This window comes from Acinetobacter sp. ANC 3929 (assembly GCF_000369405.1).
Lineage (GTDB): Bacteria > Pseudomonadota > Gammaproteobacteria > Pseudomonadales > Moraxellaceae > Acinetobacter.
In genome coordinates, this window is the sequence record NZ_KB849998.1 from 1 (window position 1) to 14,959 (window position 14,959).

Genomic DNA, 14,959 nt, shown 5'->3' on the forward strand with positions numbered 1-14,959 from the left:
TCGAGAAATTCTTACCATTCAATCAATGAAATATTTTCGATTGATCAACCAGTAAAAATCCACACAAGTTGTTCTTCTATTCTCTTAATGATCTTCTCGATGATTCGTCATCATCAAGCTAGGTCGGCTATATTACTCTAAATTTCTTTAAAGTCAACAGGTAATTTAGATATTTTTAAAACTTATTCTCAAACCCAAAAATTTAACCCTTAAGCCAAATCCTTGTTTCTCAACAAGTTTTTATCTGCATCACCGCCGATGGATGTGCATTCTACAGCATTTCACATCAGACACAACCCCATTTTTTAATCTTTTTACTTGAGTGAACATTTTTAAACCAAATTCACAATTTTTCTTATATTTTTCGACCGAATTTGTTTTAATAATAAGAGAAGAACTAAACTGTATGTCTTATCTTTATGTCTAGCGTTCAGTGACGCACTCATTTTAATGGTTGTATTATTTCGCTCTCACAGCGATTAAGGACTTATATGCATTACTCCAATTTTATCTTGCTTGGGTTGTTAACTGCTGGAGCATGTTCATCAGTATTCGCACAAGAGGCCCCTGCCAGTGATTCAGCCAATCGAGCGAATGCTGTAGCAACTCAAGTCACTGCTGAACAAAAGACATCAACCATTCAAGCAATTAAAGATTTAAAACATCTCACCAAAAACGATTTAAAAGTAAATGCCAATGCAGCGCAACCAGATTCAGTGAAAGATCCATTACAACCCCTGAATCGACAAATTTATGCATTCAACGACATGTTAGACCGTAACCTATTAAAGCCAGTTGCGATTCAATATGTTGCCAAAGTGCCAGAACCGGTACGTAGTCCATATCGCCAGTTTCGTAAAAACTTAGGTGAGCCATGGAATGCAGTAAATCAGTTAATTCAAGGCCGACCTTCACGCGCTGCAAAAAGTTTAGGTCGTTTCACCCTGAATACCTTAACAACTTTAGGTTTTGCTGATCCCGCACGTCGTTTAGGTTTAACCACTGAAGAAGAAAGCTTTGGTGTAACACTCGGCTATTATGGTGTTCCATCTGGCCCTTACGTCATGTTGCCATTTTTTGGGCCGAGTACTTTCCGTGATGGCTTTGGTTTGGCAGCAGATAGTTTCGGTCGCCCACAAAAATACTTATTAGAAGATCAAGATGGGATTTACTGGTCTACTAATGTATTGCAAGCCATTGATGCGCGCTCTCAGATCCTTGATATTGAAGAAAGCTTAAAAGGCGATAAATATTCAATGATTCGCGATTTTTATTTGCAACGTAAATCCTTCCAAATTGCAGAGAAACGCGGTGATACGAATGATGTATCTTTCATTGGTGATGCGGATGACGTTGACGATGCTTCTTCTGACGATAAATGATTAAGCTAAAATAATGTTTTACAAACTAATGTATTGCCAGAGAATTTAAACTCTGGCAATACTATGTATAAGGTCATGTTTCATCTATGATGAATTTTAAGTGATCATACAAAGGATTGACTATTCATCTATGTATTTCATACAACCCACGCGTTCCGTACCTTGTTTAGATCAAGCTTTAACTGAGTTACCGAGTTTGCAGATCATTCAAATTGATGATTTGGATTTGTATGATCAAACCATCATTGCGATTGCTGATGTACAAGACTTTTTAAAGTATCAGTGGAAACTTCCAACAATTGTGCTTGCATTTGAAGATGAGGGTACAGCGTTAGCGCAAGCATGGGAACAAGGTGCATTAGCAGGTTGGATTTGGGATAGTTTGCCAAAAAATCCGATTCATTCTTTGTTTAAAATAGATGCTCAATACAAACGTAATCAAGATAGTCGAGATTTACCCTCTGCTGCCGAATTGCAAAAACGTCTTTTGCCAAACCCAATTGAATTACCAAACTATCAGTTTGAATCCCTTTTTCAGCCGTCCGCTTACTTGTCTGGCGATTGGTATGATTATTGGCGCTTAAATGATGAAGAGGTTTTGTTTTATCTTGCAGATGTATCGGGACATGGTGTCACCAGTAGCTTATTGACATCTTGGATGGCAGCCTTTCATGGTCGCTCAAAAACACCAAGCCAATTGATTCAAAAGCTTAATGCGATGTTGGTCCAAGAGAATATTGAAAAACACATTACCATGGTTGCTGGCATCTTAAACTTAGTTACCCATGAAGTGCGTTGGTCAAGTGCAGGACATTACCCTCCCCCTATTATTTTTGAACCGAATCAACCGCCCCAGATATTAACCACAAGTAGCTTCCCACTGGGCTTGACTGAGGAGCTTGAAGTCGAAGAACATCATTGTAAATTAAGTCGCCATGCACGGTTTATTTTATGTTCAGATGGTGCCTTGGAGCCCTTCGATGGCGGCCTCAATGATCAGTTCAATCAATTGGTCGAACATCTTAAAAATGACTCATTCAAAGCCCCTGAACATGTAGCTGATGACATTGCAATCTTAAGCATATGTCGAATGAATTAACATTAAATTCAATATCTTAATTAAATCTCACCTCTCAACCACTTGTGTCTACAATATCACTATGGGATAATTTGATATCCTTTCTCTGAAAATGGCATTTATATGTCAACAGGTCATGTTGAATATGCAAGTTTGAACGGAACGCATATTTTCAAGCTTATTGGCGAAGTGCGTGCTCACTCTTGTATAAGTCTAGACAAACTACTCAATCGAATTGAACAACAGCAGAATGTTGTTGGCGCAATCGTTGATTTAACTGAAACCACGTTTATTGACAGTACTGTTTTAGGCATACTGGCAAAACTAGGTTTAAAGCTTAAGCAAGTTCATCACATACAAGCTGTTATGCTCTCGACAAATCCAGACATTACGACCTTGGCCAATAGCATGGGGCTCGGACAAGTGTTTGTGATTTTAAACTACTGTGGCGATCCAAGTGTATGTACTTTGGAGCTTACAGAAGAGCAAGTGACGCATAGCGCAATGCTCAACACTGTGCTCGACGCACACAAAACACTGATGCACTTGAACGAAAACAACCAAAATATGTTTGAACCACTGGTTAAGCAATTGCAAAAAGAGCAAGAATGCTTAAATCTCGACGTACAAAAACAAAATGCTTGATCGTTAAACTCAGTATCGTGATCTCCCTATGACCTTACTTTCTGTTGCACAGATGAATTCTCAAAATGACATTGAAGCAAACTTCGATGTCATCGAATCATTACTTCAACAAAGTAAGAGTCAAGGTGCTGAGCTGATCGTTTTTCCTGAGAATTTTGTTTGCTTTGCTGCAGGTAAGCAGCGTGAAACCGCAGCACAATTCGAAGTCATTCAAGCGCGTTTAGAACAATTGGCACACCGTTATCAAATCTGGATTGTTGCAGGTACACTCCCATGCCCTTTCCGTCCAGATGGCTCAATCATTCAAGATGGCCGTGTTCGCACTGTCAGCTTATGTATTAGTCCTGAAGGGACTGAAGCACGTTATGACAAAATTCATTTGTTTGATGTTCAAGTCGGTGATGCTGTAGGCGGTTATCAAGAATCTAAATTCTTTGAGCCTGGCGATCAAGTGGTGGTTGCAAAAACACCTTTTGGCAATATCGGCCTGATGGTTTGCTATGACTTACGCTTCCCTGAACTTGCCTTAAGATTACGTCAAAAAGGTGCAGATCTTCTAACAGCTCCTGCGGCCTTTACTTACACCACTGGTCAGCTTCACTGGCAATTGTTACTACAAGCACGCGCCATGGACAGCCAATGTTATGTCTTAGGTGCCGCACAGCAAGGCTGGCACGGCGAACAGCGTCAAACCTGGGGACATGCAGGTATTACTGATAGCCGTGGACAACTGCTGCAAAGTATCGATACAGATGGACACGGTTTAATTAGCACAGAATTTGACCTAGAAGCACAAAACAAGCTTCGTCTTGCGATGCCGCTAATGCAGCATCGTAAAATTATCGCCTATTAATCTCCACTTTATCCTTAGAACAATTAAAGGTTCTACTGTACAAAATACAAACACCCAAGATCAATCTGACTGTAATGATCAACTTTTATAAATGTCTAATATATAGAATCATGATTTAATACAAATTATTGATCATAGTAGAACAAAGTCAGCTAACTTTGGGCTATGCATGATGTAACATCATCCGTTAATTCTTATTAAGTTTTATACATGTTTAGATTTATTGTTATTTTCTTTTTTTTGGGGACAGCTGCACAACTTCACGCAACATCAGTGGATGTAGATGGTGATGAATCCACTCAATCATCTCGCGTTTTGTCTACGCCGCAAAACTTATCGCTCAATGCTTTCGGACAATGGATCATCGGCTGGGGAACGGGTGCTGAAGGTGCAAGGCAGAGACTAGACAATATCCAACGTGAAGATGTTGCCGTGATTAAGCAAAAAGGCACAACCCTAGAAATGATTAAAGCGTGGCAGCAACATTTTGAACTTGAAGCACAAAATAATCTCAGCAATCCTACCGCACGCTATCGGGCAAGATTAATGAAAAAAATTGCTGAGCTTTGGTAATTTCCAATTTAAGTTATCTATAGAAAGCATAGGTTTTTGTAACTTATGCTTTTTTCATTTGAATTGATGCGTAAACTGTTTAGGTAATCGATCAGAGCAAGATATACTGATCCTATTCAATTACCATTTGAGGACGGCATGGGCGAAGAACATCCGCAACTGTTATTAGATAATCAGTTATGTTTTCTGATTTATTCGACCAATCTTGCCTTGAATCAAGTTTACCGTCAATTACTTGCGCCACTTGGCCTGACCTATCCACAATATCTCGTGATGTTAGTGTTATGGGAAAAAGATCAGCTGACGGTTTCAGACATCGGTGAACGGTTATTTCTAGAGTCATCTACACTCACGCCATTACTTAAAAAGCTTGAAGTAGCAAGCCTAATTACTCGCAAACGCTCAAGTAAAGATGAACGACAAGTGATTATTACTCTGACCGCACAAGGCCAAGCTTTACAATTACAAGCCACTGATATTCCAAATCAATTGGCTCAAGCTGCATCGTGCTCAGCGACGACATTATTGGCATTAAAAGATCAGCTTTCCGAACTCCGTAGCAACCTAAACAAATAAGCTTAAAATTTACACAACAACAACTTGTATTTTTATTTATATCGTGTACGATTTAATTGCGTTCAATAATATTTAGGAATAATAATCATGTCTCTAGAACAAGTGGTTTATCGTGCTAAAGCAAAAGCAACTGGCGGTCGTGATGGTCGTGCAACGTCTTCTGACGGTGTTTTAGATGTTCAGTTAGGTGTACCAAAAGAAATGGGCGGTGCTGGCGGTGCAGTGACCAACCCAGAACAACTGTTTGCAGCGGGTTATTCCGCATGTTTCTTAGGTGCAATGAAGTTTGTTGCAAACCGCGATAAATTCAAGATTACGAAAGATGCCTATGTTGAAGGTGAAGTCGGTATTGGTCCGATTCCGAATGGCTTTGGTATCGAAGTAACCCTGAATGTTTATTTAGTTGGAATGGAACAAGCGGAAGCAGAACAATTGGTTGCTGCTGCACATATTGTGTGTCCTTATTCAAATGCGACGCGTAACAATATCGATGTGACTTTCAATATCGTGACCACTGCATAATCCTCTCGCTCAAAAAAAACAGCATGGTTTGACCATGCTGTTTTTTATTTAAAGATAAAAGCTTACTCTTCTGCAGCTTCATTGGTCACACGAAGCACTTCTTCCAATGTGGTTTTTCCAGCTAAGACCTTCAATAGACCATCATCACGAATCGACGCTGCGTAACGACGCGCATGATTTTCCAACTCAAATTCAGCCGCATTCCCATGAATCAAACGGCGCATCGACTCATCCACTGGCACGATTTCATAAATTGCCGTACGTCCACTAAAACCGACGTGTGAACATTTTTCACAACCATGTGGTTGCGGCAATTCTATATATTCATCTACTTTTAAATGTTGAAAGACTTGACGCTCAAAGTCGTCAGCTTTACGCCAAGTCACACAATGCGGACATAAGGTACGAACTAGACGCTGCGCAATCACACCAATCAAGGAGCTCGCCAATAAGAAAGGCTCTATTCCCATATCCTTTAATCGCGTTACCGCCCCAATCGCGGTATTGGTGTGCAGTGTGGAAAGTACCAAGTGACCCGTCAAAGAGGCTTGTACTGCAATTTCCGCAGTTTCTAAGTCACGAATCTCACCCACCATCACCACATCTGGGTCTTGACGCAACATTGCTTTTAATGCACGTGCAAAGGTCATATCCACTTTGGTATTTACTTGAGTTTGCCCAATCCCCTCCAATTGATACTCAATCGGATCTTCGGCAGTCAAAATATTACGGGTATGGTCATTCAGATCAGACAATGCGGCATACAAGGTGGTAGTTTTACCCGAACCTGTTGGGCCTGTCACCAAGATAATGCCATGTGGTCGATGGACCAATTGCGTCAAACGATCATAGTCATTTTGCATTAAACCGAGATGTGTCATGTTTAAACGGCCAGCTTGCTTATCCAGCAAACGCATGACCACGCGCTCACCATGCGAAGAGGGTAAGGTCGAGACACGCACATCAACTTCACGCCCCGCAAGACGTAATGAAATACGACCATCTTGTGGTACACGCTTTTCAGCAATATCCAGTCTCGCCATGACCTTGATACGCGATACCAGCAACGGCGCAAGCTCACGACGTGGCTGTACAATTTCACGCAACTGCCCGTCGACACGTAATCGTACAGAAAGCTTTTTCTCAAAAGCTTCAATATGAATATCGGAGGCACTGACACGAATCGCTTCAGACAACAAGGCATTGATTAAACGAACAATCGGTGCATCATCTTCCTGATCCATCAAATCTTCAGCTTCAGGTACCTGATCCGCCAAACTCAATAAATCTGGATGATCTTCCAAGCCTGCCGCAACTTGTTGCGACTCGCCTGTATCCCCTGCATAGCTAGAACTGAGTAAGGCATGAAACTCTTGATCGGTACACAATTGATCGTGAGCAGATTTCCCCAGAATTCGACGAGCTTCCTGCAAAGCAATACGCGCGGTGTCCTTGCGTCGTACAATAAAAATTTGATCACCTTCATAGCGCAATAAAACGCCATGTCGTTTCGCAAAACTATAAGGAATTTGTATTTGTTTAAGTATTTGCATCACACAAATAATGATAAGAGAAAGTATTGAGTGTACTCTAAGCAGATTACAGCGTGAAGTCTGTTTAGCATACTCACACAGGAATTTTGCATCTTGTCTCAAAATAATCAATTTGAAGTACCGCCTTCCAATACTTTGAAATGGTGGGGTGAACAACAATTCGAACTTCAACAGGCCAAAGCTTGGCAATTCGGTTCATTGCTCTTTCGTCTGACCCGCGGCATCAAAGAATGGCGTTTGGAATATCATCGTCCTCAGTTTCAGTATGACTACGAACAACAGTGGCGAATATTGAACGATATTGAATTTGCCATGCCACCTCCAGCAAAAATTGAACGCTACATGTTTCATAAAACCAATAGTACGTTTCATTTAATGCCGCGTCTGGCTGATCGTTCAGTGGTGATTCGTCCTGTGGATCCGATTTATATTCCAGCGGGTCAGCGCGGCACTTTATATATCAGTACTCCCTTGTGGATTGCAGGTCTGGTGGACGGCCTTTCTGAACCTCTATTTGATATTCCTGTGATTCAACCGAAAGACACTTGGTTTGGCAAAGACCCACAAAATGGTGAAATCTGCTACGCCACCTCTGTGGATGGTCGTATCGATTTAAATCTGCTTAAACCGCGTGCTTTCCGTGCGGTGACCCCAATTGAGTTTCACAACACCAGTCATCATCAATTGCGCTTTGATCGTATGAATGTACCTGTACCTGCCCTACCATTATTTTATAGTGAAAGTACAGGACGCTTATGGACCTCGCAAATTAAGGTCTATTATGAAGGTACTGATCATCCAGCGCGAATTCGTATTGAAAATAAAACCCCGACCCAAGCGGGTGAAGTCACCTATGTGCATCCCCCTCGTGCACCAGGTAGTACTTTATTCAATATGTTTGATTCATTTTTTTAAGGGGTTGCGATGCCTAATTCAAATATTCCAAAAGATGTGGCTGGCAGTCTCACCAGTTTTTTCACCAATATTAACTTTGAGCGGCTTAGCGAAATCGTCGTCGCCATTATTTTGTGTTTTATCGGCTTCGTGATTGCACGTCTAGTCTCAAACACCTTTATCCGTACCATTGGTAGTCGCTTTAATGCCCATCAACGCCTGTTATGGCGTCGAGGTATTTTTTACTTCATCTTCCTGTTGTTCATTATGACCAGCTTAAGAGAAGCAGGTTTTAAACTCAGTGTATTTTTGGGTGCAGCAGGAATATTAACCGTCGCGCTGGGTTTTGCTTCTCAAACCTCAGCCAGTAACTTAATCAGTGGTTTATTTTTGATTGGTGAAGGCTCTTTTGAAGTTGGTGATACCATTCAGATCACCTTGATTCGCGGTCAAACCATTGAAGGTGAAGTGATCTCAATTGATCTACTCTCCGTTAAGCTTCTGACACTGGACAATGTCTATATTCGCTTGCCAAATGAGCAGTTGATCCGAACACCCGTAATGAATCTATCTAAGTATCCAATACGACGTATTCCAATTACACTGGCGATTAACTTCCATGAAGACATTCACAAAGTTCGACAGGTCTTATTGGATGTTGCTGCCAAGTATCCATTGGTCATGGATGATCCAAAAGCGACGGTCACTGTTACAGCGTTTAGAGAGTCTTCCATTGAGCTGTTATTTGCGGTGTGGTGCCGTCAGGAAAACTCACTCAAAGTTCGCGATGAAATGCAGGAACGTATTCGTAACGGCTTCCTAGAAAATGAGATCGAAATTCCTGTACCGAAGATGGGTCTGATTGATCGACCTCTACCATTAGAAAATGATGAAATCGATCAATACGCCAATCAAAAAGAACTGAAAAGAGATGAGAAAGAAAGATAATTAACTTTCTTTCTTGGGTTCACTTAACGCAGGTGGCAACGGTGCTAGATAAGCAATCACCAGCATCACCGCTCCCGAGCCAATAAAAGAAATCACACGGGTTAAAGTGCCACTTTGCGATAAATCCAATAACAACAGTTTCGCCACCACGATGCCTAACAACGCTGCACCGACAAACCAGATTTGTCGGATGTAGCGACGGCTGGAAAAGGTCATTAGAACGAAGGCCAAGATCACCCACAAGAGCGTCAAACTGAGTTGTACATCCCCATTCGACCAAATTGCGGTGCTCCAAAATGGTGTGCCCAGATAATGATGCATGGCACGGACCACCACACTACTCAGTACCAACAGGCCAATTAAAATAGTTGTCACTTTAAAACCCCATTCCATCGAACGCTCAGCACTAAAGTCATGATGATAAATGATCCAAATCAGACCAAAGAACATCACTAAAGACAGAAGATCAGTCAGATTAAGCAGCGGTAGAAAATAATATTGCTGCGCAGAATACGGATCAAGACTGACCAATAGCAACCAAAATAGCGTTAAACACCAGATCGGTAACTGATGCAGCAATTCGGTTTTATGCGATATGAATCGCCAAATACTATAAATCGCGGGAATAATCGCAAGTGCTGCAATTGGCATGATTGGAAAAATAGCCAAACCAATACTGGCGAGGCTGAGCCAAAGCAACGTAGACCACGGCATAACAAATGCTTTAGATGTGTGAGCACTCAAACTGATCAGTATCAAAGTAATCACAATAGATGCCACTGCAAATGTCACTTGATTTAAACTGCTTGACCAATGCCAAACCACATAAACATTTTGCGCAAAACTTTCGCCATAAAGTAAAGCTAACAAACTACCCAATAAGATGAGTTGTACATTACCCCACTGCAATCGTGATTTCACATGCACTGCTAGACTAAACAACGCCAGTAGTATTGCAGCAATTGCCAGATAAGGACTCAGCCCATGTTGTTGCCACTGCATGAATTCAACACCTGCAATCGCTCCTGAATATAGCCCAAGTGCTAAAAATACGCCGCTTAACATCCGCGCACTGAAATATTTCTCAACCGCTTGATAGTGCAATAAATAGAAGGCAGAAATAAATTGAGCCAAGGCATAAATCAGAGTACTAAGAATTGGGAAATGATCGTTTGACCAGACTTGGAAAAGTAAGGCCACCGAACTAAGTAAGACCAAGGCGACGCCAATATATCGACTTAAACGGTATCGCTCAGTAACACCCCAAACAATTAATGCAGTTCCCTGAATCACCCAACCCGTTGAGGTCCAATGTGCACCTTTGGCCAATGGGAAAATTAATGCGACAAACACCACCGCAAGGATAAAGAAACTTTTGGCTAAAATTGAAAGTTGTGGATGCTGACGCTTAATCCAAATATTGAGACTGATATAAACAATCGCGAGAGCAACCGCGCCCCAAGTGAGTGCTGTGGTCGAGTTATGCATCAAATAAGCATGTAAGGAAAAGCCTAGCACCGGCACACTAAAGATCAGCCCGACATCTAAAATAGGCTGTAAACGAGCTGACTTCTGATCTATTTGCTGCTGCTCATTCTGAGCACGCAACATCAACTGGCTATAACGAATACTGAGCCAGATGAATAAAGCCATATGCAACCACAGGATCATATCCAAGGTATCAAACTGTGATGTTTTTGCGTAAATCCCAATGGTCGAACCACCAATAAACATGGTGGCAAAAAATGCAATTTGATGCAGGATTTTCCAAGGTTGAATAAAGTTCAACGCTGCCACGGCCAAGTTAATCACAAAGTAATAACCAAACAAGAAAATCACATCAGGATGATTTTGTGGAATCACCAGTGGAGCTAGATAGGCCATGCTCAATGCCAGCATAGCCAAATACAAGGCCCGTTGCTTTAAGCTTAGATAAACCGTCGCCAATAATAAAATGACAAACAGCATACTGGCGGTGCTCAAACTGGCAATCACTGCAAAATGATGTGAAAAAATCAAGGTTAAGAAGACCACCGCCAGCCCTACACCTTGTAGAGCGACTGCAAATAATTGATTTTTCTTTTGTAATAAATATCCTGCGACCGTGGTGATAACGCCTGCAATCGCAATAAAACCCAGTTTCACGCCTAGGCTGAGTTGCCAGTGCTCACTGGCAAAACGTAATAATAAAATCACACCAACCATTAATATGGCGACAGCAACACGGAGAATCGGATTGCCGTGCATCATCCAGTCCAGTGCAGGCTGCCACCAAGCAGGTGTTTGCAGCTGAGTTAAATTGGGTAAGTGTACAGGGGTAGGATCAATTGAATGCTGTGAAGATTCAGGTTTAGCCTGCATCCAAGCAGGTTGTTGTTCTAAGCAAGAAACGTTTGAAGCTGTCGTTTCAACGAATTCAATAGATTCTTCAGTACTTGGAGCCTGTTGTTGAGCTTGAATTGAAATATCTGAGTCTAGTGATTGAGTGGCATATTGCTCTAAACGCAATAATCGAGTCTGAAAGGCACTGATCGTTTGAATCAGGCACAAGAGCAATACCAATAAAGCGCCACCTGCGAGCCACATCCATGTATTGGCATAGGCAAATAGCGCAACGAGTGCCGCGCCATATATCACAATTTTTTGTACGCCAAGGCCAGCCCCCACTGCAAAATAGCTTGGTGCTGCTTGTTCTAGTTGAAGCAAACGCTGATGAATTTCAGACAGGATGTGCACAATAACAACGGTCAAACCAATTGTAGCGGCAACAATTGTCCCTTGCCATTTAAAGGCAATTGCACAAGCGAGCAATATCGTCAGCGCGATTAGAACAATGACAATTCCCTGTTTGTCTTTTTTATACATAGACTTATATCAATTCTGACAGCTTCATTGCAGTCATATTACTTGATCACTAGTTCAGCAGGTAATGTTACATACAAAATACTGCAAATTTTCAACGACACAGCTAGCCGTACTCTTCCACGTTCAAATAAGACAGCCACGGCTTTTTCACGTAAAATACCAGCTAATTTATAATTAGGATTTGCGCAATGCCACCTTTTGTCTTGGTTGACGGGTCTTATTTCTTATTTCGTGCTTTTCACGCTTTACCACCATTAACCACGTCTACAGGCTTACATACCAATGCAATACGTGGTGCAATTTCAGCAATCCAAAAACTGATGCGTCGCACTCAGCCGACTCACATGGCTGTGATTTTTGATACCCCCGAGCCAACCTTTCGTCACAAGTTATCGCCGATCTATAAAGGTGATCGCCCTAGTATGCCTGAGGAATTATCTCAACAGATTCCTTATCTACATGCGTTGATTAGAGCACAAGGTATTCCTTTATATTATCTCGCTGGTGCGGAAGCGGATGACATCATTGGGACGTTAACCAAACGTGCCTTGGCAGAAGGTCATCATGTCCTCATCTCGACAGGTGACAAAGATATGGCGCAGTTGGTTAATGAACATGTCAAACTCGAAGACAGTTTTAAAGAACGTGTTTTAGATGAAGCAGGTGTTTTTGAAAAGTTCGGTGTACATCCAAATCAAATCATCGATTATCTTACCCTGATGGGCGATGCTTCTGACGGTATTATGGGCGTTCCAGGAGTTGGCGCAAAGACAGCGGCGAAGCTGTTAAATGAATACGGTACATTGGATAATATTATTGCCAATGCCGATCAGCTCAAAGGTAAACTCAGCCAGAATATTAAAGATAATGTAGACAACATCAAAGTTGACCATCAACTTGCCAGTATTGTCTGTGACCTTGATCTCGCCTTAGATTGGCATGACCTGAAACTGTCCAATCCAAATGTAGATCAGTTACGTAATCTGTATACTGAATTAGAATTCCGTAATCAGTTGCAATCGCTCGATCATCCAAATAATCCGAATAGTTCAGCTTATCAACAAACCTCTCAAAGTATTGCCAAAGCTGAGCAAAAACCTGAGCAAGTGGTAGTTGAAGATCATGCCAGCCTGACCAGTCAAGATGATCAATTGGGCACAGCCACCTATCATACTGTGCTGAGCCAGCAAGATTGGGATGCTTTATTGCAACGTATGCAGCAAGCCGATCATTTTGCGATTGATACAGAAACCACCAATTTAGATTATCGAGTGGCTGAATTGGTCGGTTTCTCAGTCGCTTTTGATGCCAACGATGCCTATTACGTCCCTGTTGCACATGATTATGAAGGTGCACCTGAACAACTCAATCGTGAACAACTGCTCGCTCAAATCAAACCGATTCTTGAAAATGAACAGGTCAAGAAAATTGGTCATCATTTAAAATATGATGCGCATATCTTTGCCAATCACGGTATCACGATTCAAGGCTGGTATTTCGACACCATGCTCGCGTCATATGTATTGAATGCTGCTGCGACGCGACATGGTATGGATGATGTTGCTCGTCTCTATCTCAGTCATTTAACCACGACCTTTGAACAGATCGCAGGTAAAGGTGCAAAGCAAAAAACCTTTAATCAAATTGAGCTTGAAGTTGCAGCACATTATGCCGCTGAAGATGCACATGTCACTTATCGCTTGTATGAGGTACTCGCTGCGAAATTAAAAAGCTCTCCTGAACTGGTCAATATTCTACATAATATTGAAATGCCGGTTGCCCGTGTCCTCACGGGCATGGAAGAAGATGGCATTAAGCTCGACCATCAATTCCTCGATCAACTCAGTGTCGAGTTCTCAGAAACCATTCAAACGCTTGAAACTCAAGCAGCGGAACTAGCAGGTGAAGCCTTTAATGTTGCCTCACCAAAGCAAGTCGGTGAAGTCCTGTTTGAAAAGCTAGGACTTAAAGGTGGTAAGAAAACTGCAACAGGTCAATACAGTACCAGTGAAAGTATTTTAGAGAAAATCGAACATCCGTTGGCTGAAGTCATCTTGGAACATCGTGGCTTGGCAAAACTCAAAAACACCTACACCGATCGCCTGATTGAACAATCGCATGACACGACACATCGTGTGCATACCAGCTATCATCAGGCCTTGACTGCAACAGGTCGTTTGTCTTCAACCGATCCAAACCTACAGAACATTCCAATCCGTACCCCGATTGGGCGTCAAATTCGTAAAGCCTTTATCGCACCTGAAGGTCGCATATTATTGGCAGCCGATTACTCGCAAATCGAATTGCGTTTGATGGCACATTTCTCTCAAGATGATGCGTTAGTGCATGCCTTCCAACAAGGTCAGGATGTACACCGTCGTACCGCTTCTGAGGTACTAGGTATTGATATTGAAGATGTGACCAATGACCAACGTCGCCAAGCCAAAGCCGTTAACTTTGGTCTGCTGTATGGGATGTCTGAATTTGGCTTAACACGTCAGCTCGGCTTTACGCGTGAAGAGTCACGTAGCTATATCGCACGTTACTTCCAGCGTTATCCAGGCGTATTGGACTATATGGAACGCACCCGTCAGATTGCACGTGAACAAGGCTTTGTGGAAACCATTTTAGGTCGTCGTTTATATACACCCGACATTATGGCCAGCAATAAAATGATCAAACAAGCGGCTGAACGTGCGGCAATCAATGCACCTTTACAAGGCAGTGCGGCAGATATTATTAAGCTTGCCATGATTGCAGTCGATAAAATGCTACCTAAAGATCAGGCCAAGCTGTTATTACAGGTGCACGATGAACTTGTATTTGAAGCGGATGCTGCGATTGCGGATGAACTGTCAAAACAAATTGCTGAAGTGATGCAATCTGTATTGCAAATTTCTGTGCCATTTGTGGTAGAAGTCGGTCAAGGACTAAACTGGGACGCTGCGCACTAAGCCAGCCCCACCTCATAAAAATATAATGTTTCTTGCAGACAGGGGATCAACCCCCTGCGCTACAAGAAAACTGAAAATAAAGAATATCTTATAAAAATTAATTCGCATAGGAGAAA

12 protein-coding genes are annotated in these 14,959 nt (G+C 42.0%); 10 read left to right on the plus strand and 2 right to left on the minus strand.

The features are described 5' to 3' along the window. The first annotated feature begins 491 nt into the window (after positions 1 to 491). The 7 genes from F909_RS16270 (at position 492) to F909_RS16240 (ending at position 5,629) form a co-directional block, all read left to right on the plus strand. Positions 492 to 1,382 (plus strand): MlaA family lipoprotein, encoded by an 891-nt coding sequence (locus tag F909_RS16270; RefSeq protein WP_005146477.1) that lies wholly within the window; start codon positions 492 to 494, stop codon positions 1,380 to 1,382. 130 nt (positions 1,383 to 1,512) lie between these two features. Further along, a complete protein-coding gene (gene gigA / locus F909_RS16265) occupies positions 1,513 to 2,481 on the plus strand; it encodes an RsbU family protein phosphatase GigA (RefSeq protein WP_005146478.1) in 969 nt (322 codons plus the stop codon). Between the two features lie 102 nt (positions 2,482 to 2,583). Further along, a complete protein-coding gene (gene gigB / locus F909_RS16260) occupies positions 2,584 to 3,105 on the plus strand; it encodes an anti-anti-sigma factor GigB (RefSeq protein ID WP_005146481.1) in 522 nt (173 codons plus the stop codon). A gap of 28 nt (positions 3,106 to 3,133) precedes the next feature. Further along, on the plus strand, positions 3,134 to 3,958 hold the full coding sequence (locus F909_RS16255) for a carbon-nitrogen hydrolase family protein (RefSeq protein WP_005146483.1): 825 nt from the start codon (positions 3,134 to 3,136) through the stop codon (positions 3,956 to 3,958). 210 nt (positions 3,959 to 4,168) lie between these two features. Next, positions 4,169 to 4,531 (plus strand): DUF4951 domain-containing protein, encoded by a 363-nt coding sequence (locus F909_RS16250; RefSeq protein ID WP_005146486.1) that lies wholly within the window; start codon positions 4,169 to 4,171, stop codon positions 4,529 to 4,531. Positions 4,532 to 4,669: 138 nt separating this feature from the next. Continuing rightward, on the plus strand, positions 4,670 to 5,107 hold the full coding sequence (locus tag F909_RS16245) for a MarR family winged helix-turn-helix transcriptional regulator (protein WP_005146488.1): 438 nt from the start codon (positions 4,670 to 4,672) through the stop codon (positions 5,105 to 5,107). A gap of 87 nt (positions 5,108 to 5,194) precedes the next feature. Continuing rightward, a complete protein-coding gene (locus F909_RS16240; RefSeq protein ID WP_005146490.1) occupies positions 5,195 to 5,629 on the plus strand; it encodes an organic hydroperoxide resistance protein in 435 nt (144 codons plus the stop codon). 62 nt (positions 5,630 to 5,691) lie between these two features. On the opposite strand, the gene gspE is transcribed toward F909_RS16240, so the two are convergent. Further along, the gene (gene gspE, locus F909_RS16235) at positions 5,692 to 7,182 is read right to left on the minus strand and encodes a type II secretion system ATPase GspE (RefSeq protein WP_005146491.1); all 1,491 of its coding nucleotides are present in this window, start codon (positions 7,180 to 7,182) and stop codon (positions 5,692 to 5,694) included. A gap of 93 nt (positions 7,183 to 7,275) precedes the next feature. Between gspE and F909_RS16230 the strand changes: the two genes are divergently transcribed. Continuing rightward, positions 7,276 to 8,097, plus strand: coding sequence for a hypothetical protein (locus tag F909_RS16230; protein WP_005146492.1), 822 nt, complete (start codon positions 7,276 to 7,278; stop codon positions 8,095 to 8,097). 9 nt (positions 8,098 to 8,106) lie between these two features. Then, positions 8,107 to 9,024, plus strand: coding sequence for a mechanosensitive ion channel family protein (locus tag F909_RS16225; RefSeq protein WP_005146493.1), 918 nt, complete (start codon positions 8,107 to 8,109; stop codon positions 9,022 to 9,024). On the opposite strand, the gene F909_RS16220 is transcribed toward F909_RS16225, so the two are convergent. Next, positions 9,025 to 11,889, minus strand: coding sequence for a DUF2339 domain-containing protein (locus tag F909_RS16220; RefSeq protein WP_005146494.1), 2,865 nt, complete (start codon positions 11,887 to 11,889; stop codon positions 9,025 to 9,027). A gap of 188 nt (positions 11,890 to 12,077) precedes the next feature. Between F909_RS16220 and polA the strand changes: the two genes are divergently transcribed. Next, entirely contained in the window at positions 12,078 to 14,843 is a 2,766-nt protein-coding gene (gene polA / locus F909_RS16215; protein WP_005146500.1) for a DNA polymerase I, read from the plus strand. Positions 14,844 to 14,959 lie beyond the last annotated feature (116 nt).

What these genes read in the sequence shown, in the direction of transcription:
- F909_RS16270 (WP_005146477.1), top strand. Translation starts at nt 492, where the DNA reads ATGCATTACTCCAATTTTATCTTGCTTGGGTTGTTAACTGCTGGAGCA.
- gigA (WP_005146478.1), top strand. Translation starts at nt 1,513, where the DNA reads ATGTATTTCATACAACCCACGCGTTCCGTACCTTGTTTAGATCAAGCT.
- gigB (WP_005146481.1), top strand. Translation starts at nt 2,584, where the DNA reads ATGTCAACAGGTCATGTTGAATATGCAAGTTTGAACGGAACGCATATT.
- F909_RS16255 (WP_005146483.1), top strand. Translation starts at nt 3,134, where the DNA reads ATGACCTTACTTTCTGTTGCACAGATGAATTCTCAAAATGACATTGAA.
- F909_RS16250 (WP_005146486.1), top strand. Translation starts at nt 4,169, where the DNA reads ATGTTTAGATTTATTGTTATTTTCTTTTTTTTGGGGACAGCTGCACAA.
- F909_RS16245 (WP_005146488.1), top strand. Translation starts at nt 4,670, where the DNA reads ATGGGCGAAGAACATCCGCAACTGTTATTAGATAATCAGTTATGTTTT.
- F909_RS16240 (WP_005146490.1), top strand. Translation starts at nt 5,195, where the DNA reads ATGTCTCTAGAACAAGTGGTTTATCGTGCTAAAGCAAAAGCAACTGGC.
- gspE (WP_005146491.1), bottom strand. Translation starts at nt 7,182, where the DNA reads ATGCAAATACTTAAACAAATACAAATTCCTTATAGTTTTGCGAAACGA.
- F909_RS16225 (WP_005146493.1), top strand. Translation starts at nt 8,107, where the DNA reads ATGCCTAATTCAAATATTCCAAAAGATGTGGCTGGCAGTCTCACCAGT.
- F909_RS16220 (WP_005146494.1), bottom strand. Translation starts at nt 11,889, where the DNA reads ATGTATAAAAAAGACAAACAGGGAATTGTCATTGTTCTAATCGCGCTG.
- polA (WP_005146500.1), top strand. Translation starts at nt 12,078, where the DNA reads ATGCCACCTTTTGTCTTGGTTGACGGGTCTTATTTCTTATTTCGTGCT.